Source organism: Paenibacillus tundrae (genome assembly GCF_030812775.1).
GTDB classification, from domain to species: domain Bacteria; phylum Bacillota; class Bacilli; order Paenibacillales; family Paenibacillaceae; genus Paenibacillus; species Paenibacillus tundrae_A.
Window position 1 is genome coordinate 165,887 of record NZ_JAUSTI010000003.1, and the last position, 18,833, is coordinate 184,719.

Annotated in this window: 17 protein-coding genes; 14 read left to right on the forward strand and 3 right to left on the reverse strand. The window is 46.7% G+C overall.

From position 1 onward, the window contains the following. Window positions 1–35: 35 nt before the first annotated feature. From J2T19_RS06505 to coaD, 3 genes are all read left to right on the forward strand, one after another. Window positions 36–2,321, forward strand: coding sequence for a preprotein translocase subunit SecA (locus tag J2T19_RS06505; protein WP_307214208.1), 2,286 nt, complete (start codon window positions 36–38; stop codon window positions 2,319–2,321). Window positions 2,322–2,657: 336 nt separating this feature from the next. Further along, window positions 2,658–3,266: a 16S rRNA (guanine(966)-N(2))-methyltransferase RsmD gene (gene rsmD, locus J2T19_RS06510; RefSeq protein ID WP_307214209.1), complete on the forward strand. Its 609-nt coding sequence runs from the start codon at window positions 2,658–2,660 to the stop codon at window positions 3,264–3,266. Between the two features lies 1 nt (window position 3,267). Beyond that, entirely contained in the window at window positions 3,268–3,774 is a 507-nt protein-coding gene (gene coaD, locus J2T19_RS06515; RefSeq protein WP_056701152.1) for a pantetheine-phosphate adenylyltransferase, read from the forward strand. Here coaD and J2T19_RS06520 read toward each other — a convergent pair. Further along, entirely contained in the window at window positions 3,752–5,065 is a 1,314-nt protein-coding gene (locus tag J2T19_RS06520) for a nucleoside recognition domain-containing protein (protein WP_307214210.1), read from the reverse strand. The two genes, coaD and J2T19_RS06520, sit on opposite strands and share 23 nt — an antisense overlap. 207 nt (window positions 5,066–5,272) lie before the next feature. On the opposite strand from J2T19_RS06520, the gene J2T19_RS06525 reads away from it, so the two are divergent. Then, window positions 5,273–6,313: a SepM family pheromone-processing serine protease gene (locus tag J2T19_RS06525; protein ID WP_307214211.1), complete on the forward strand. Its 1,041-nt coding sequence runs from the start codon at window positions 5,273–5,275 to the stop codon at window positions 6,311–6,313. Window positions 6,314–7,203: 890 nt separating this feature from the next. On the opposite strand, the gene J2T19_RS06530 is transcribed toward J2T19_RS06525, so the two are convergent. Further along, window positions 7,204–8,436: a nucleotidyltransferase gene (locus J2T19_RS06530; RefSeq protein ID WP_307214212.1), complete on the reverse strand. Its 1,233-nt coding sequence runs from the start codon at window positions 8,434–8,436 to the stop codon at window positions 7,204–7,206. A 226-nt stretch (window positions 8,437–8,662) separates the two neighbouring features. Continuing rightward, window positions 8,663–9,898: an NO-inducible flavohemoprotein gene (gene hmpA / locus J2T19_RS06535; RefSeq protein WP_307214213.1), complete on the reverse strand. Its 1,236-nt coding sequence runs from the start codon at window positions 9,896–9,898 to the stop codon at window positions 8,663–8,665. 679 nt (window positions 9,899–10,577) lie between these two features. Between hmpA and J2T19_RS06540 the strand changes: the two genes are divergently transcribed. From J2T19_RS06540 to rnc, 10 genes are all read left to right on the forward strand, one after another. Continuing rightward, a complete protein-coding gene (locus tag J2T19_RS06540; RefSeq protein WP_307214214.1) occupies window positions 10,578–11,084 on the forward strand; it encodes a YceD family protein in 507 nt (168 codons plus the stop codon). A 65-nt stretch (window positions 11,085–11,149) separates the two neighbouring features. Then, window positions 11,150–11,323, forward strand: coding sequence for a 50S ribosomal protein L32 (gene rpmF, locus J2T19_RS06545; RefSeq protein WP_017689233.1), 174 nt, complete (start codon window positions 11,150–11,152; stop codon window positions 11,321–11,323). Window positions 11,324–11,932: 609 nt separating this feature from the next. After that, window positions 11,933–12,526 carry a transcription factor FapR gene (fapR, locus tag J2T19_RS06550; protein WP_174715340.1) on the forward strand — a complete coding sequence of 198 codons (594 nt, stop codon included), beginning with the start codon at window positions 11,933–11,935 and terminating at the stop codon, window positions 12,524–12,526. Beyond that, window positions 12,523–13,518 (forward strand): phosphate acyltransferase PlsX, encoded by a 996-nt coding sequence (gene plsX, locus J2T19_RS06555; RefSeq protein WP_307214215.1) that lies wholly within the window; start codon window positions 12,523–12,525, stop codon window positions 13,516–13,518. Before fapR ends, plsX begins: the two co-directional genes overlap by 4 nt. Before the next feature lie 8 nt (window positions 13,519–13,526). Continuing rightward, the gene (locus J2T19_RS06560) at window positions 13,527–14,516 is read left to right on the forward strand and encodes a beta-ketoacyl-ACP synthase III (RefSeq protein WP_145046248.1); all 990 of its coding nucleotides are present in this window, start codon (window positions 13,527–13,529) and stop codon (window positions 14,514–14,516) included. 27 nt (window positions 14,517–14,543) lie between these two features. Continuing rightward, window positions 14,544–15,476: an ACP S-malonyltransferase gene (gene fabD / locus J2T19_RS06565; RefSeq protein ID WP_307214216.1), complete on the forward strand. Its 933-nt coding sequence runs from the start codon at window positions 14,544–14,546 to the stop codon at window positions 15,474–15,476. A 36-nt stretch (window positions 15,477–15,512) separates the two neighbouring features. Next, window positions 15,513–16,262, forward strand: coding sequence for a 3-oxoacyl-[acyl-carrier-protein] reductase (gene fabG, locus J2T19_RS06570; protein ID WP_307214217.1), 750 nt, complete (start codon window positions 15,513–15,515; stop codon window positions 16,260–16,262). Window positions 16,263–16,413: 151 nt separating this feature from the next. Further along, window positions 16,414–16,647, forward strand: coding sequence for an acyl carrier protein (gene acpP, locus J2T19_RS06575; protein ID WP_024630176.1), 234 nt, complete (start codon window positions 16,414–16,416; stop codon window positions 16,645–16,647). A gap of 178 nt (window positions 16,648–16,825) precedes the next feature. Further along, window positions 16,826–18,064, forward strand: coding sequence for a beta-ketoacyl-ACP synthase II (gene fabF / locus J2T19_RS06580; RefSeq protein WP_145046254.1), 1,239 nt, complete (start codon window positions 16,826–16,828; stop codon window positions 18,062–18,064). A 14-nt stretch (window positions 18,065–18,078) separates the two neighbouring features. Further along, window positions 18,079–18,777, forward strand: a complete 699-nt coding sequence (gene rnc, locus J2T19_RS06585; protein ID WP_056700517.1) for a ribonuclease III — start codon at window positions 18,079–18,081, stop codon at window positions 18,775–18,777. The last annotated feature ends 56 nt before the right edge of the window (window positions 18,778–18,833 follow it).

Below are 18,833 nucleotides of genomic sequence, written 5' to 3' on the forward strand. Positions count from 1 at the left end.
ATCGAATCATGTCGTTTTGCCAAGGGGGCCTGAATGTGCTAAATACCGTCGTCAAGTTGGTACAAGAGTTCAAAGACCGTGATTCCAGACATAGGCTGGAAGGCTACCGAAGCATCGTTAACTTGATTAGAGAAAAGGACTTAGAAGCCTGGGACGATGGACAGTTACAAGCTGAATTTCTTCAATTGCAAAGAAAGGCTAAATCGGGCACAGTCTTAGAGGAATTACTTGTTGATCTCTATGCATTGGTCTGTGAGGTCTCGAGGAGACAGCTTGATATGCAGCCATATGATGTGCAGATAATAGCTGCGATCGCACTACATGAGAGCGTACTGATCGAGCAGCAAACCGGGGAAGGGAAAACCTTATCTGCTGTGATGCCCGCTTGTTTGAATGCATTGACTGGTCATGGGGTTCATGTGCTGACGTTTAACGATTATTTAGCACATCGCGATGCGGAGTGGATGGGACCTATCTATCGTTTTCTAGGCTTAACAGTAAGTTCGGTTCAAGCGGGTATGAGTCTGAGCGAGAAACGTGAAGCCTATGCCAAGGATATAACGTATGTTACGGCTAAAGAAGCCGGATTTGACTACTTGCGGGATACCATTGCATTATCCAAAGACGAACTGGTTCATCGTCCTTTCCACTACGTTATTATCGATGAGGCAGATTCGTTACTACTTGATGAAGCGAGGGTTCCACTAGTTATCAGTGGCGCGTCAGATACTTCTAGCGATGACTTCACTCGATTTGCTGAAGTGGTTCGACAGCTCGCGCCATTAGAGCATTATCATTTCGACGAATTCCAACGTAACGTATATTTAAATGAAGCAGGCTCAGCAAGAGCAGAGTCATTGCTTGAATGTGGCAATTTATACGACAGCCATAACAGTCATTTGTTAACATCATTAAATTGTGCGTTACATGCCGAAACGTTGTTAAGAAGAGACGTCGATTACATTGTCAGGGATGGTGGAATAGAGCTGATTGAAGAATTTACGGGTCGTGTGGCAGAGAATCGATACTTACCTGAAGGACTGCAAACGGCACTTATGGCCAAGGAAGGACTGCAATCAAAAACTGGCGGGAAGATCCTTGGAACGATTACGATCCAACACTTTATTAGTCTGTATCCTAGAATTAGCGGAATGACGGCTACGGCGCTCGCTTCCAGCATGGAATTTAAAAGGATGTATGAACTTGAGGTTGTAGAGATCCCGTCTAACCAAACCAATAAACGAATCGATCATCCACATAGAATATACACACACCAAGAAGCCAAACTCAAAGCACTGGTGCAAGAAATTGTGACGGTTCATGCAACGGGGCGTCCAATACTTATAGGTACTTCAAGCGTTCAAGAGTCTGACAAGCTAGCGGAAGCACTAACTGTTGCGGGCGTAGATTGTCATATTTTGAATGCAAAGAATGATGCGAAAGAGGCTCAAATTATTGCCAGAGCCGGAGAAATTGCCGCTGTAACGGTGTCAACCAATATGGCAGGACGTGGTGTCGATATTCGACTTGGGGGAGGCGATCCTACTCAGATTGAAAGAGTTGTTCAATTGGGTGGACTGTATGTGATTGGAACGCACTTAAATGAAAGTGTGCGGATAGATAACCAGCTGAGAGGACGTTCTGGTCGCCAAGGAGACCCTGGGGATTCTGTTTTTTATGTAAGTTTAGAGGATGTTTTGTTAGTTCAATTCGGCATTCATGATGCGATTCGGGTGCCTAAGCAAGATGGGGTTCTTAATGCGCCGATAGTACACAACAAATTAGAGCATATTCAGCGTGTTATGATGGGGCAAAACTTCGATCTTCAGCAAGAACTGAACCATTATTCGGATATGATAGAAGATCAGAGACGAATTCTACATAAGGAAAGGTTCTCCATACTAAATGGGGATCTACCGATGAGTCCTGCGGAGCAGCGGGTTCGCCTTTTTTATATCGACGAGTTCTGGGCTGACCATCTAGCATACGCATCTTATATGCGGGAAAGCATTCATCTGGAGAGCCTTACTAATCAGAATCCAATGGATGAATTCCATAAATATATCACCGAAGCATTTGAACAAATTCCGGCTAAAATAGCTAAAGAGTCGGCGAATATGCTAGCAAGGCTCGCTGGTTCGAATGATCCAGCCAAATGGGAACAGTTCGGTCTAAAGAGTCCTACCTCCACGAATACCTATATGATCAGTGATCAGTACATGGATTACTTACAGAATCGCAGTTCATGGACTGCTGGCACTATCGTTGCTTTTTGGATCCGTAGGATGTTAAAGCCAGTATTCAGGTGGTCCAAATTTTGATCAGGTCAACAGCACACAAATAACAAAATAAAAACCTACCAGAAATCGCTCTGATAGGCTTTTATTCGGAGACCTCTTTCGAGGTCTCCTTTCATGGGAGAGGAGAAACCGGACGAAGAGCTTATGGGGAAACGTAAGTCTTCTCCGCGGTTGTCTACGACACTTGTGATGTCGATAATTATAGAATAGCCAGGAGATTTCCTTTTTATACATAATCATCAATTCATTTTTTGATATTAGGGATATTCCTTGAAGCCACTATTTTTCAAACTCATCCCGATTGTGGTACGATAGCTGTATCAATAAACTTACATAGAGAGAATAGGTGACTCATTCGTGAGAGTGGTATCTGGAAGTGCAAAAGGTAGACCGTTGAAGGCGGTTCCTGGCACAGGAACGCGGCCGACCACCGACAAGGTGAAGGAAGCGTTATTTAGTATGATAGGCCCTTATTTCGAGGGTGGAACGGCATTGGATCTGTTTGCGGGCAGTGGTGGTCTCGGAATTGAGGCGCTGAGCCGTGGCATGGACAAGGCTGTTTTTGTTGATTTGGAACCAAAAAGTATTGAAGTCATCCGTATAAATCTGACAGCAACGAAGCTGGAGAATCAGGCAGCTGTATATCGAAATGATGCAGGACGTGCGTTAAAGGCTCTTGCTAAGCGGAGCACCACATTTGATCTCGTGTTTCTTGATCCCCCTTATCGAATGAAGAACGGGGATGAACTTATGCTTACGATGCATGAACTGGAGCTGCTTGAACATGGTGCAACCATCGTGCTTGAATATGAATCTAAACATCTGTACCCTGAACAATTCGGCCCGTTCGAACAAACGCGCAAGGCATTGTACGGGGAAACTGCGGTTTCCATTTATCATTATGCACCTCATGCATCCGAAGATGGAGAATCTAGCACAGCGGAAGAGGAGGGTCTCCATGAGTGAAATGATACATCGTCAAGAACGAATTGCCGTTTATCCAGGTAGCTTCGATCCTGTAACGATGGGACATCTGGACATTATCGCAAGAGCATCGAAGCAGTTTGACCGTGTGATTGTGGCGGTGCTGAATAATATGAGCAAAAACCCACTGTTTACGGTGGAGGAGCGCAAGCAATTAATTACGGAAGTGACTCGTCATCTGCCTAATGTTGAGGTGGATAGCTTCCGCGACCTAACAGCCAATTATGTACGCCAAAAAGAAGCGCAAGTTATCGTGCGAGGTATTCGCTCGGTGACTGATTTTGAATATGAATTGCAGCTGGCTTCCACCAATAGTAAATTGAATCCAGATGCAGAGACTATTTTCATGATGACGAATCCGAAGTATTCGTATCTCAGCTCCAGTATTGTAAAAGAAATTGCTCATTACAATGGAGATGTAACGGATCTGGTCTCCCCTGAAGTGGAAGCTGCACTCCGTCAGAAAATTAGCGAGAAAAACGCCCGTTGAACAGGCGAATCAGTCCCGAAAGACTGATCATAACGACGAGCAGTAAAGCGAGACTGAACATGGCTACCGGAATAGCGTACCCAATTAACGCTAGACTTGAACTGTTGCTGAACAGGGTGAACCATGGCTGTACAGCCGGCAACCCGATGTTCGTATTGGTTTGAAAAGTAGTCCAGACCTCTGTACTGTATCGACTAAAAGGTGTCCATAGAACAAGGCTCATGACAAAAGCGATGAGTCCATGTATCAGCCGTATGGAAACAAAGTCAATCATACCCCTTGTCGCAAGCCCGACTAATTTTAGAACGGCAGAGACCTGCAAATGGGAGCATAGCCCACCCCAGCCTAATACGGCGGCAATGAGAGCGATCATGGTGACAGATGCCAGAGAGGTCTGGCTTAAGTGGTAGATTCCAAGATGAATTTCCAGCAGAGATGGCCATAAGGCAACCGAAGAACCCGGCGTGAGATATAGGCTTAGCAGTCGAATGAATACCGCAAATACAATCATAAATCCTCCGGTCATCATCAAGGTCTGCACGGCTTGGGAGACCGTGTCACCAAGTAGCTTACCGAATCCTCGTCCATCACGGCTACGAGCCTCGCGAGCGGCAAGATTCATACGCAGCCAAAGTGTGTGGCGGGGAACGGCAGACTTGGAAGATAACATGGGATGTACTTCTGCATGTGCCGGTTCTAAAGGATGTGGCGGTAAATCTGAGGCCGACCTTGTGCCAATGTTTGCTGCCCGCCCTACAGGCAATAGGCGAATACCGATCATGGCGGCGATCCATCCGCTAATCCAATGTATACCAAGTAGAAAGTATCCGGCTACAGGCTGGTGAAGAAAAGCTGTACCCAAGACGATGATAATCATCATTGGATTGGAGAAATGAGCCATGGCTGCCAAGACACCCGCCTGTTTGGCGGTTATTTGTCGATCTTGTACAAGTCGTGCGGCTGTATCGGCTCCTGCAGGGAAGCCCCCACACATGCCTACAGCTATGGCTAGTCCAGCCTGACCGGGTAACCGAAACAAACGTTGCATGAGTGGCCCTAATAGAACGCCTAGTGCATCGGTAAACCCAAATGCGGTTAGCATCTGGGAAAGCATGAGAAAGGGCAGCATGGCGGGAAAAATAATTTTCCACCAAATATCAAGCCCTTGAATGGAAGCATCAAAGGCTTCTTTGGGAGATAATACAACGGCAACAACGAGCAACATTGCTCCACTGCTTAGAAAAATGGTTCGTAACAGGCCCGAACGGGTAACCTCGGTCTGCATATTCATCAATTCACCTCATAGGATATAGCGCCGTGTTTAGACACAGGCTGCTGGATGGATGTGGACGGCCGAATGGCGTCCGTAGACGGTTCGGCCTTGACCGGATAAGCGGCTGCTCACAGCGGCCTATCCGGCCTGTACCATTGTATGCATGTGAATGAGAGTGTTAGACTTATAAATATTTAAGAAACACAAAGGACGGGGGCTCATGCGATGAATCGAATTCGGAAATCTGGAGGTTTCAAAGCGTCGATCTTTGTGATCGTGGTAGCTCTGATTCTCTATGTTGCAGTATACATGCCAACACCGTATATCATTTATCTGCCTGGCAGTGCGGATGAAATCAAACCGATGGTAACGGTCAAGGGTGGAGACAAGGAGGAAAAGGGTGTATTTATGATGACGACGGTGTCAGCTACATATGCCAACGTGTTCCTACTGGGAACGTCCTTGTTTAATCGAAATGCACAAATTGATAAAAAAGAAGATCGATTACGTGGCAAGAGTGAAGCAGAATACTCTGCAGAGCAAGTATGGTTCATGAGTGATTCTCAATCCTCTGCGATGGAAGCGGCATATGAGAAGGCCGGTATCCAATATTCCATCGTTCCTGAGCATATCTTCGTATTTGGCCTTTCACAGGATCCTAAACCGCAAGGGGACATTATGCCCGGGGATACCATTTTGGGTGTGGATGGCACAGCAACACCTGATAATACGATATTATCGGCGCAATTAAAGGGGAGAAAACCAGGGGATACGGTTGAAATGCAATTGGAGCGCGGCGGGGAAACAATTAGCCGTGAAGTTCAACTTGTCGAAGTGACGGACAACAAAACGGGGGAAAAGCGTCCAGGCTTAGGGGTAATGATTGGTACGGTTCAAAAAGTGAAACCGGAAGATCCCGATAATCAGATCACATTTACAAGTACGCAAGTAGGCGGGCCGTCTGCAGGGTTAATGTTTACATTGGAGATCTATAACCAGTTGACGTCTGGTGATCTGACCAAAGGTCATCGTATCGCAGGTACGGGTACCATTACGAAGGATGGCACGGTTGGACCAATTGGGGGCGTGATCCACAAAATTGTGGCTGCAGATCGGAAGGACGCGGAGATTTTCTTCGTACCCAAAGATAACTATAAGGAAGCCGAAGCAAAAGCAAAACAGATTGATACAAAAATGAAACTGGTTCCGGTTAGCAACATTGACGATGCACTGGCTTATCTAAAAACGTTATCTGTAAAATCTTAATTAGGGATAGAGAGTTGTTTACATGAGAGGCTATGGCATAGCCTCTTTTTTGTGTCTTGATTGGGTGAAATATCGTCCCAATGCTCAAGTTTGTACATAGGCCTGATGGTGCGGATGAGCATTTGGATGCGCCAACTTTATTATATCGTGCGCCAAGGAAGGCAAGATGTGATGTGATTCAAGTGGCGTGAATAGAAACTGATTAGGGTGTAGCGGGGATTTGAAGAAAGCGGTGTCTGATGAGTTTAGTTCTAAGCAAGGGCATACACGTAGGCATGCAGGGGGACGTCAAGGAAAAGCAGTAGGGTAGGGGTGGGGCGTAATAGGCGGTGCTCGTGCTCTTAAGTGAGTGTGAGCTTTGAAGTCGCGACTCTCAATTATGTACTAGTTCTAACGAACTCAGTCAGCGTTATTCACGGAAAAATGGCATTCAGGAGATGCTAACGAATCGTAGACACGCTAATGTACCTTTTGGACGCGAAAATGAGGTTCATTCCGTGTTATTATGCAATATAACGTTTCTCAGGTTCGTTACCATTTCCATTCGTTGTGAAATGACGGAATAAGGTCTCTCAGATTCGTTAACAGCGATGAGAAGGTGTAGGGAGAGAGGCTCCGTTCATGAATAGACTATGCCTGATCAAAAAACCTTCAATTGAGCAGAATTCACCTGCTACAGTGGAAGGTTTTTTGGCTGTTAAGCACAATATGACTCTTATTTTGACCAAGGGCTTTCAGGCATGATTATCGAACCGTTAGTTCGTGTAACAACAAAGACCTAACCAAAGTATAACGGTATATAGGAACTGGATGTGTTTGGTAACTCAATCGAATGAGTTACATGTCACCAATGATAAGCATCTGCAGATTCAGTATGCTTAAGATTCTACTTAGTATCGTATCGGTGGATCATAATAATCGCTGTACATTGTTCTTGTGTCTTTATCCTCGTAAGCAAGGGCATATGCTGCCTGAGCCTGTATATCCAGTTCAAGCTGGCTATGATTGAAGGTAGCTGGCTTGATCACGACGGGTAGAGATGCAGAACGTTTCATTTGTTTGAGCAGGCTTTGACCTTTCGAGCTGAAGCCAAGGACTCGAAGGTAACCTGGCCCCTCAGCCAAGATGCTGGGGGATAACTCAGTCTTGGAATGGTTTAACAGCACATGTGTTAACATCCGTTGCAGCTTGGTACGCGTATATCGCTTGGTCTTCAATGCATTAAGCAAGGCATCGACTGAAGGCTCTGCGAGCTGAGATAGGGTACGAATCAGCCGATGCTCTAGTCCTTCCGTGACCTCGGCGATGCTGGCTAGCTCGGAGGCACGGCGAGTCGCCGCGATGTGCAGCAGCGGCTGGACAAAGCGCTCCCAGTGCACGGGAGCGCGCTGAGTTTGCCATTCGCGTTGGAGAATGGCAAGGGTTGCCGCCGGCACGTATTGCGCGGCGGCTTCAGGCCCGTCCGCCATGAGTAGACGGCGGACGGCTGTTGCACTGGCGATCGCCCCCGGCCCGGGCGTCGCCTCGTGATACGCGGCACCGGTACGTGCCGCGGTAAAGGGTTGGATCGCGCTGCCTAACCGTTCCAGCGCGATCAGGTAGTGCAGCCCAAGCGAATTGTTGGGCTGCTCCAGCAGTGCAGCGGCGTCGCGTGCATCAACGCCGCCAGGCGCCAGTGCCGCCGCCGCGCCTGCGTACGCGGCGGGGTAGCTGGCGCCCTCCCGCAGGCGGCGCGCGATATCCTCGCGCAGCCCTGCGGGCTCTACAGCCAGCACGCGCGCAATGCGCTGCAGGCTGTCCAGGTCTCCCGACTCGCTGCCGAAGCAGAGCGAGTCGACAACCCCGGTATGGTGCAGCAAGGCCACCGCACCATACGCAAACCACTCCGCCGGTTGCACCGCATAGGCAACCGGCAGTTCAAGCACGAGATCAGCGCCAGCATGAAGCGCCATCTCGGTGCGTGCCCTTTTACCCACGATGGCGGGTTCGCCGCGTTGGAGGAAAGGGCCGCTCATCACAGCAACGACAGCATCCGCCCCGCTAAGCCGCCTGGCTTCGCTTAGATGATAGACATGCCCGTTATGCAGCGGATTATATTCAACAATGACACCAACGGCCTTCATATGTATGCTCCTTTTCGAGAAACTCTTTTCAACATGCGCATGTAACGTTTGGCTCAATCACATGAGAGGCATTTATCTTCTACCATAATAGGTCAGGTGGGTCTGATGTTCAAATTGCAGGAGTGTTACACACCCAAAAAGGCATCACTCTTGCATCGTAAGATGCTTAAGCATGCCTTTTGAAGGGTTAACCCGCCAATTTATTGTGAAAGCACAAGTTTATACATTAAACACCTTCTGGAGAAGGGGCGAGCTGTGCTTTTGGACCAAAGAATTCATAATGGATCTGGTCAGGCGATACGCCAATTTCATCTAGTGCTGCGTAAACGCTCTGCATGAATGGGACAGACCCACACATGTAAAATGTTGCATCCAAGTTATTTACAATCTGACGAAGCCAGTCGGCATCCATGTAACCTTCCTTGTGATAACATGAGATATCGCGATCAGAGCTGCTCGGTTGAGTGTAACAATAATAAGCACGAACATGATCATTGTTGTCAGCTAGTAGGTTTACATGTTCTCGGAACGCATGGTTGGCGCTATCTACATTGGCATGTATAAATGTGATTGGACGTTTATCGTCCTTTTGTACAAGGGTGTTCAGCATACTAATCATTGGCGTAATACCGACTCCGCCACTAAGGAGTACAATTGGGCGTGGGTCTTCTGCGTGAAGCGTAAAGTCGCCAGCCGGAGCTGATAACTCAACAACAGAGCCTTCTTTAATGTGTTCATGAAGATATGTGGAGATTACCCCATCTGGACGATCCATGTAACCTTGTTCTCTTTTGACGGAAATACGGTAATAAGGTTTATCAGGTGCATCAGAAAGGCTATACTGACGTATCTGGGTAAATGCATGACCCTCTGGATGAATTTTGATACTGATATATTGTCCCGGTTCATGGCTGGAAATGGGCAGACCATCCTCTGGATACAGGTAGAAGGAGGTAATGATGTCGCTCTCTTGCACTTTCTTTGCCACTTTGAACGAACGGAAGCCTTCCCAGCCGCCCGTTTGTTTCTCTGCTGTAGCATACATATCCTGCTCGATTCCAATAAATGCGTCTGCAATGACTTGGTAGGCTTCGCCCCATGCCGTTATAATTTCATCGGTTGCTGCGTCACCAAGCACGTCTTTAATCGCTTGGAGCAGATACGTGCCAACAATGGCATACTGCTCGGGAACAATGCCAAGACTACGGTGTTTATGGGCGACTTGACGTACGGCAGGTAAGATGGAGGCGAGATTGTCGATATGCAGGGCAGCTGTGTATACCATATTTGCAAGGGCAGCCTGTTGACGTCCTTGTTTTTGGTTAGCATGGTTGAATATATTCAGCAGTTCTGGATGCGCAGTGAACATCGTTTTATAGAAATGGCGGGTAATGGCTTCACCGTGCACTTCGAGTACAGGTACTGTGGATTTGATGACCTTAATCGTTTTTTCACTTAACATGAAATTCCCTCCCGATATAAGATGAAAGTATTAGAGTTTGTTAGCAAAAAAAGTCTGTCTTGTAGTCAGCTAAGTGGCTTCACTAGCGTCGTCGTAAGATTTGTTTGGAAGCGGAAGCGGATGTGGGCTGAGGAGATTTCCTTCATCTCCATTAGAAAATATTCGTTCAATATCTAACGCAGTTGCACGATAATCCGTAGTCTTCATTTTAGCTTCATTCCATTTTCTTTCGCACCGATCGCTAGACTTATTAAGTTAATAGTAGAATAAATCCGTCTTGGATGCTTAACGTGTTTCGGTTTACAACAAGTATAGATACGGAGCATGGAGGGGCGTGTGATATAGATCACACTAAATATCAACGAATTGTGACCGATACTTCCTGCAATAGATGCTTGTAGTTAGAGCGAAGTAAGCCTATAATGTGTCAATGTGCGTATTTGGTTGGAGATCATCGATTTTTTAAAATAGGGTGTAAAGTTAAAAGTGTTGACAAACCTCTTGAAAAATCGGTATAATGATTTTTGTTTGTTAAGTCAATTTCATAATAGTTTTAATGATATAGCGTCAGAATACATACAGTCAGGAAATGAAGTAGTTATACCTCAGCTTGATCTGTATACATGTCGTAAAGCGTTTGACAACAATTATGAGATTGGTTTCGTTTGGAGTGATGGAAATGTTAATGCCATTTCGCAAAGTGGCAACCAGTGATCGTCCTGTACAGTTCAATGAACAGTGGGATATTAAGGAACTGGTTTCTAACCGACAAGATATCACAGCCGTTACCCCGCTGACTGCAGATTTATCTGCAGAACAGAGAGAGGGAAGCGTTGTGGATGTTCATGGCAAACTGACAGTAGGAGCGGACATGTTATGCTCCAGGTGTCTTAAGCCGATTAATGAACATTTTCATATTGATTTTCATGAGCAATTCAAGCAGGGAAAACAACCAGAGGAATTGCACGAAGACGACGATACTTTCTATGTGGATGAAGATAGCGTTGATCTGAAGGCTTATGCCGAGGGGACTTTTCTGCTACATCTTCCGTTTGTACCACTCTGTAGCGATACATGCAAAGGGTTATGCCCTAAGTGTGGCCACGAGTTGAACGAAGGTGACTGCGGTTGTGATAACGAAGTTATCGACCCGCGGCTTGCAGGGCTCAAGGATTTTTTTAAATGAGCATGATTGAAAATCGAACGTAACAACTACCTGCAAAGGTTGATTTTGATAAGGAGGTGGGAATAATGGCAGTACCTCAACGGAGAACGTCCAAGACGCGTCGCGACAAACGTCGCACTCACTTTAAATTGGCTGTACCGGGCATGGTGAAATGTGAGCAATGTGGCGAACTGAAACTGAGTCACCACGTTTGCAAAGTGTGCGGAACGTACAAAGCAAGAGAGATCATCTCTCAATAATAGCTAGCTAATAAGTAGTACTTCATTTCGGTGGAGTGCTACTTTTTCTTTTTCAATCTCCTTTCTATTCTATATGGATGGAACTAAAACACGTTGCTGCCTTACGCTACTTCTTTTCTCTGCGTAGTTCAATCTATGTAGACATTTTCCCGTATAGGACACGGGATTTCATATAATACGGGCGAGTGGAGCGCGGTTGAGAAGTGGGGATTGTTTTTGGTGGATCAGCCTTTCTTTTTGACACGGGATGAGATATACTATAGTTTAGTACCAGGTTCTAAGATTTGACGTTACATAGATATGAGTTATAACTTGTACTTAGAAGTGCCCTGAATTAAGGGCGTAATTATAGAGTAATATGTACTTAAAGTGCATGTTCAAAAAGGTCGGTTTTCAGTACCAAGAAGATGGGATGAAGATAGAAATGGAGTAGCGGAGCGTAGATTAAGCTACGTGAGCAACGGACATTTCGGCTGAATCCCATATTCGATGCTGAGATGCCGCTCGCGCATCCTTCGTAATCAAAAGCGGACTTTTTGAACAACCACTTAAGGATAGAACTGACCGGATGGGCGGTTCCGTAAACGATATAGCTGGGGGGTGTCAGGCATCGAACGTGTACCGAAAAGACAGAGGCAGCAACAGTTGACCAAAATGATCGAAGACAACCCGTTTGTGACGGATCAGGAGCTTACACGACAGTTAAAAGTGAGTATTCAGACGATCCGTCTCGACAGGCTGGAGCTTGGCATACCTGAGCTTCGGGAACGGATGAAACTAATGGCAGAGCGCTCATACGATCAGGTTCGCTCTTTGCCTCTGCATGAGATTATCGGTGATATTGTAGACTTGCAGTTAGATAAGAGCGGAATCTCCTTGTTTGAGATTAAGGAGGAGCATGTCTTTTCCAGAACGGGTATTGCTCGGGGTCACTATGTTTTTGCCCAGGCGAACTCCCTTGCTGTAGCGGTGATTAATGATGAAATCGCGTTGACCGCATCGGCAGACATTCGTTTTGTGCGTTCTGTTCATCTGGCTGAGAAATGTATTGCCAAGGCCTATGTCAGATCGATCTCAGGTCAAAAGGGAAAAGCCAAAGTTGAAGTGTTCACTTATGTGGGGGAAGAAATGGTGTTCCAAGGCAACTTTGTTATCTACCGTTCGGGTGGAGAAGACAGCGTAGAGGGAGGTCAACTGGTATGAAGATTGTCATTGATGCTATGGGAGGCGATAATGCCCCTGCGGCAACGGTCGAAGGGGCGATCGCAGCCGCCACAGAATGGACGGATACACATATCGTTCTGGTTGGTGACGAAGTCCAAATTGAACCGCTTCTGAGTCAAGCTGCGGTTAAGCCTGCTAATCTGTCCATTCGTCATGCTTCTGAAGTTATCGGTTCGGACGATGAACCCGTGAGAGCTGTCCGCCGTAAAAAGGATGCTTCCATGGTCGTTGCCGGAAGGATGCTGAAGGAAGGTGAAGCAGATGCCATGATCTCTGCGGGCAATACCGGAGCACTCATGACAACCGGATTACTAGTTGTAGGTCGCATGGATGGCATCGAGCGGCCAGCACTCGCACCGATGATTCCAACGATTGATGATGTAGGTGTACTTGCATTGGATCTTGGCGCTAACATGGATGCGAAGCCAGAGCATCTTGCGCAGTATGGACTTATGGGGAGCTTGTACAGACAGAAGGTTCAAGGTATTGACTCACCGCGAGTTGGTTTGTTGAATGTGGGTACAGAGCCTGGTAAAGGAAACGAACTCACGAAGCACGCCTATCCTTTACTAGAGCAGTTACCGATTCGCTTCGTAGGGAATGTTGAAGCTCGTGACGTACTGACAGGTGCATGTGATGTGCTTGTCTGCGACGGGTTTGCAGGAAATATATTGTTGAAATCGCTGGAAGGCACAGCAGGTGCCATTTTTACTCTGCTTAAAGAACAGTTCTCATCGTCACTCAAAAGCAAATTGGCTGCTGCTGTGCTTATGCCTGAGCTGAGAGGTCTGAAACGGAAACTGGATTATACCGAGCATGGCGGCGCGCCGCTTCTCGGTTTAAGCAGACTGGTTGTTAAGAGTCATGGGTCGGCCGATGGGAATGCGATCAAAAATGCAGTGCGTCAAGCAAGGATCGCAGTACAGAATCAGCTAGTGGAGAGCATATCTAAGGAAATTAGCGGGAAGTGAGTGACGATATGAATAATTTGCGCCCGGTTGGGGTTATTGGTACGGGGAAATATGTGCCTGAGAAAATTTTGACAAACAGCGATCTTGAAAAAATGGTAGATACAAATGACGAGTGGATCGTCAGTCGAACAGGGATCAAAGAGCGTCACATCGCTGCTCCGGATCAAGCCACTTCGGATCTGGCATATGAAGCAGCGATCAAAGCATTGGAATCTGCGGGTATGACAGGTAGCGATTTGGATCTAATCATCGTTGCAACGATTACACCAGATTCTGCTTTCCCTTCTACTGCTTGTATTCTTCAAGATAAATTAGGTGCTAAAGGTGCGGCTGCGTTTGACCTGTCTGCTGCTTGCTCTGGTTTTGTATATGGACTTGCGACAGCAACAAGCTTTATCAAAAGTGGTCTTTACAATAATGCACTTGTTATTGGTGCAGACTGTCTGTCCCGGATTACGGATTACACGGATCGGAATACCTGTGTACTGTTCGGAGATGGCGCAGGTGCAGTAATCGTTGGAGAAGTACCTGAAGGCCGTGGATTCAAATCATTTGATCTAGGTGCTGAAGGTGCGGGTGGCAGCCTGCTTCAACTGGAAGGTGGAGGTTCACGTCTACCGGCTTCTGCAGAGACCATTGAGAACAAAAAGCATTACATCTACATGAATGGTCGGGAAGTATTTAAATTTGCGGTGCGTGTTATGGGAACGGCTACGCTAGAAGTGCTGAACAAAGCAGGCCTAGATCGCTCAGACGTAGATTTGTTTGTTCCGCATCAAGCTAATATTCGTATCATTCAATCGGCAATGCAACGGCTGGATCTTCCAGAAGAAAAAGTAGTTGTGAACGTAGATAAATATGCTAACACATCAGCGGCCTCTATCCCGCTTGCTTTGGTTGAAGCTGCTGAAGAAGGACGCATGAAAGCTGGAGATACCGTACTGATGGTTGGATTCGGCGGCGGACTGACATGGGGAGCATCTGTACTCGTTTGGTAAATTAGATAGCTTGGAGAGATGAATCTGATGAGTAAATTAGCATTTGTATTTCCCGGTCAGGGATCACAGGCGGTAGGTATGGCAAAGGAAGTGTATGAGACGGTTCCAGCGTCAAAAGAGATTTTTGAAGTAGCTGATCAAACACTTGGCTTTTCGCTGAGCAACTTGATATTTGAAGGATCGGAGACCGAGTTGAAACAGACATCAAATACACAACCAGCTCTGTTGACAGCAAGTATTGCTTGGCTTGAGGCATTTAAGAAAAAAGGAATTCAAGCGGATTACATGGCTGGACATAGCTTGGGAGAATACAGTGCACTAGTGGCGGCAGGCGTATTGTCGTTTGCTGATGCGGTAAGTATTGTCCGGGCTCGTGGTCAGTATATGGAGCAGGCTGTACCTGGTGGACAGGGAGCGATGGCTGCAGTATTGGGTGCGGATCGGGAAGCGCTGGGGGTGCTTTGCCGTGACGTATCTGAAAGTGGACATGTCGTAGAACTGGCGAACATGAACTGCCCAGGTCAAATTGTTATTTCAGGTGTTAAAGAAGGCGTTGCTGCAGTAGCGGAACGTGTTAAAGAAGCAGGCGGCAAACGTGCAATTGCACTGGAAGTCAGTGGACCGTTCCACTCTTCCTTGATGAAGGATGCGGCAGAGAAACTAGCAGATAAACTTAAAACTGTTTCTTTCGCACCAGCTAAGGTTCCTGTTGTGGCAAATGTGACTGCACAACCGATAGAAGATGGACAAGTTCAACAATTGTTGACAGAACAGGTCTATTCTCCCGTATTATGGGAAGACAGTGTGACATGGCTTATTGAGCAAGGTGTAGACACGTTTATCGAGATTGGTTCGGGAAGTGTACTAACGGGTTTAATTAAAAAGACAGATAAAACCGTAAAATTGTACAACGTAAACAGTCTTGAAACGCTTGAAGCAACGGCTGCTGCCTTGCAATAAAGATTAAACTCTATATTTGGGAGAGGAGGAACGATTATGTCTAAATCGCTAGAAGGAAAAAATGCATTGGTTACAGGTGCATCCCGTGGAATTGGACGCAGTATCGCGCTTGCTCTGGCGGAGGCGGGTGCCAACGTTGCCGTTAACTATGCAGGCAGCCAAGCTGCTGCTGAGGAGGTAGCGGAAGCGATCCGTGCCAAAGGGGTCAAAGCGATTACCGTTCAGGCTAATGTGGGTCAGATGGACGAGGCTGAACAGATGGTCAAAGCCACGCTTGAAGAGTGGGGTAATGTCGATATTCTTGTTAACAACGCTGGAATAACTCGTGATAACCTGATTATGCGTATGAAAGAAGAAGAGTTTGATCAGGTTATTGAGACGAATCTAAAAGGTGTATTTAACTGTCTGAAGGCAGTTACACGCCCGATGATGAAGCAGCGGTCAGGAAGAATTATTAATATTTCCTCTGTTGTAGGTGTACTTGGTAATGCAGGTCAAGCTAACTATGTTGCCGCTAAGGCAGGCGTTATTGGTTTGACGAAAGCATCCGCTCGTGAACTCGCTTCACGAGGTATCACAGTGAACTGTGTTGCCCCAGGTTTCATTGAAACGGATATGACGAAAGAACTGTCCCAGGAATTAGTTGATGGCATGCTGAGTGGTATTCCATTGTCCCGTCTGGGTCAGCCGGATGAGATTGCTGGTGTCGTAACATTCTTGGCATCAGAAGCTTCATCTTATATGACAGGTCAGACACTGCATGTCGATGGTGGCATGTACATGTAATTCTTTCCTGACGTGAATAATAGTCGGGGAACAGGCGCTGGACGATCCGAAATGCCGGAAAAAGGCCGGATTCCCCGGCCGGGAGCCGCATATGTCTTCTATGGCATTTTGCCTGCGATTCTCGTATAATACCAAGGAGGAGGTGAACCGGATGTCCGATGTATTGGAGCGTGTAAAACGCATCGTCGTCGACCGCTTGGGCGCAGACGAAGCTGAAGTTACACTTGAAGCATCTTTCAAAGAAGATTTGGGTGCTGATTCTTTGGATGTAGTGGAATTGGTCATGGAATTGGAAGATGAATTCGATTTGGAAATCTCTGATGAAGATGCAGAAAAAATCACGACCGTAGGTGAAGTTGTAAACTACATACAATCTCATACCTAAAGTCAATTCAGTCCCGCACCTGTTTTCGAACAGGCGGGACTTCTCATCATTCATTGGTTTTTCTCATTCCGCAGGTAGCGTAGGTTAAGTCAGGAATTCTTCTTGATTTCTTACGTGTCTCCTGCGGATTTTCCACAAAAATACTTGCGTAAAGCAGTCGATATAGAGGTGAGTCGGTTTGAAACAAAGAGTAGTAATTACCGGAATGGGCGTAATGACATCGCTCGGAAAAGATTTAGAGACATTCTGGGGAAGTTTAATGGCAGGTAAGTCCGGAATCTCTCAGATTGAGGCATTTGATGTAAGTGAATATACTACTCAAATTGCTGCCGAAATCAAGGATTTCAACCCGGAAGAATATATGGATCGTAAGGACGCACGCAAAATGGATCGTTTCGTTCAGTTTGCTGTAGCAGCCGGTTTCAAAGCTGTGGAAGACAGCGGATTGAAAATTGACGAGAACATTGATGCAGAGCGTTTTGGTGTATCGATCGGATCGGGTATCGGTGGATTGGGTACTTGGGAAGATCAGCACAACGCATTGCTGCAAAAAGGCCCTAAACGTGTTAGCCCGTTCTTCATCCCAATGATGATTTCGAATATGGCTTCTGGTCAAATGTCGATCTCTCTTGGTGCGAAAGGCCCGAACATTAACGTAGTAACCGCTTGTGCTACAGGAACACACTCCATTGGAGATTCCTTCAAGTTGATTGCTAACGGTGATGCAGATGCAATGATCTGCGGGGGAGCCGAAGCGACGATCCGTCCAACTGGACTTGCTGGTTTCTGTGCAATGCGTGCGATGTCTACACGTAATGATGATCCAGCTCATTCTAGCCGTCCGTTTGATACAGGACGTGATGGATTCGTTATGGGTGAAGGTGCAGGTATTCTGATTTTGGAATCACTGGAACACGCTCAAAAACGTGGTGCACGTATTTATGGTGAAGTCATTGGTTACGGCTTGACTGGGGATGCACATCACATGACAGAGCCAGATCCAGATGGAGCAGCTCGTTGTATGAAGATGGCACTTCGCAATGCAGGTATTGAACCTGAAGAAGTAGACTACATCAACGCACACGGAACATCCACACCTGTAGGTGACCGCTCAGAGACGCTGGCAATTAAGAAAGCGTTTGGAGATCACGCGTACAAGCTGGCTGTGAGTTCCACTAAATCGATGACAGGTCATATGCTCGGTGCTGCCGGTGGGGTTGAGGCGGTAATCTGTGGATTGTCTCTGACACATCAGACACTAGCTCCAACGATCAATCTGGAGAACCAAGATCCAGAATGTGATCTTGACTATGTACCAAATGTTCCGCGTCAAACGAAGGTTAATATTGCAATGTCCAATTCATTTGGATTCGGCGGTCACAATGCCACCATTATTCTCAAAAAATTTGAAGCATAAGGGGCTCGTTCAATTTGAGTGAAGATCTGAAGCAATTACAGCACAAACTTCAAATCAAATTTGACAACAGGCAGCTTTTAAAACAAGCGTTTACCCATGCTTCGTATGTAAACGAACACCGGTTCAGTCAGCATCAGGATAACGAACGTTTGGAGTTTCTAGGCGATGCGGTATTGGAGTTGACTGTTTCGGAATACTTGTATCATTTGTATCCTAACCGTCCGGAAGGTGAACTAACGAAGCTGCGGGCATCTATTGTCTGTGAACCTTCCCTTGTCAAATTTGCTGAAGCATTGGGTTTTGGACAGTATGTACTTCTTGGAAAAGGTGAGGAACTGACTGGAGGACGGACGCGGCCAGCGCTACTAGCTGATGTGTTTGAATCCTTCATCGGTGCATTATATCTGGATCAGGGACTGGAACCGGTTAGGACGTTTCTGGATCAGCATGTATTTCCGTTAATTGTTTTGGGCGGCAAGCTGCAAATGAGCGATTACAAAACGGAGTTGCAGGAACTCACACAGCATCACAATATGGGATCTTTGGAATATCGAATTGTTGAAGAACGGGGTCCTGCCCATGAAAGGGAGTTTGTCTCCGAGGTCCATATGGGTCAAGAACGGCTTGGCAGAGGTACAGGACGTTCCAAAAAAGAAGCTGAACAGCAGGCTGCATCAGCGGCGCTGGAACGATTGAAGCTTCCGGAAGCCTGAGGCTTTACCGATAGCGCATAGACAAACGAAGAGCAAAGAGCAGCCCCGCGGGTCCG

Excerpts from the sequence above, each read along its gene's own strand:
- coaD (WP_056701152.1), top strand. The coding sequence starts at position 3,268 with ATGATACATCGTCAAGAACGAATTGCCGTTTATCCAGGTAGCTTCGAT.
- J2T19_RS06520 (WP_307214210.1), bottom strand. The coding sequence starts at position 5,065 with ATGAATATGCAGACCGAGGTTACCCGTTCGGGCCTGTTACGAACCATT.
- J2T19_RS06525 (WP_307214211.1), top strand. The coding sequence starts at position 5,273 with ATGAATCGAATTCGGAAATCTGGAGGTTTCAAAGCGTCGATCTTTGTG.
- J2T19_RS06530 (WP_307214212.1), bottom strand. The coding sequence starts at position 8,436 with ATGAAGGCCGTTGGTGTCATTGTTGAATATAATCCGCTGCATAACGGG.
- hmpA (WP_307214213.1), bottom strand. The coding sequence starts at position 9,898 with ATGTTAAGTGAAAAAACGATTAAGGTCATCAAATCCACAGTACCTGTA.
- J2T19_RS06540 (WP_307214214.1), top strand. The coding sequence starts at position 10,578 with ATGTTAATGCCATTTCGCAAAGTGGCAACCAGTGATCGTCCTGTACAG.
- rpmF (WP_017689233.1), top strand. The coding sequence starts at position 11,150 with ATGGCAGTACCTCAACGGAGAACGTCCAAGACGCGTCGCGACAAACGT.
- plsX (WP_307214215.1), top strand. The coding sequence starts at position 12,523 with ATGAAGATTGTCATTGATGCTATGGGAGGCGATAATGCCCCTGCGGCA.
- J2T19_RS06560 (WP_145046248.1), top strand. The coding sequence starts at position 13,527 with ATGAATAATTTGCGCCCGGTTGGGGTTATTGGTACGGGGAAATATGTG.
- fabD (WP_307214216.1), top strand. The coding sequence starts at position 14,544 with ATGAGTAAATTAGCATTTGTATTTCCCGGTCAGGGATCACAGGCGGTA.
- fabG (WP_307214217.1), top strand. The coding sequence starts at position 15,513 with ATGTCTAAATCGCTAGAAGGAAAAAATGCATTGGTTACAGGTGCATCC.
- acpP (WP_024630176.1), top strand. The coding sequence starts at position 16,414 with ATGTCCGATGTATTGGAGCGTGTAAAACGCATCGTCGTCGACCGCTTG.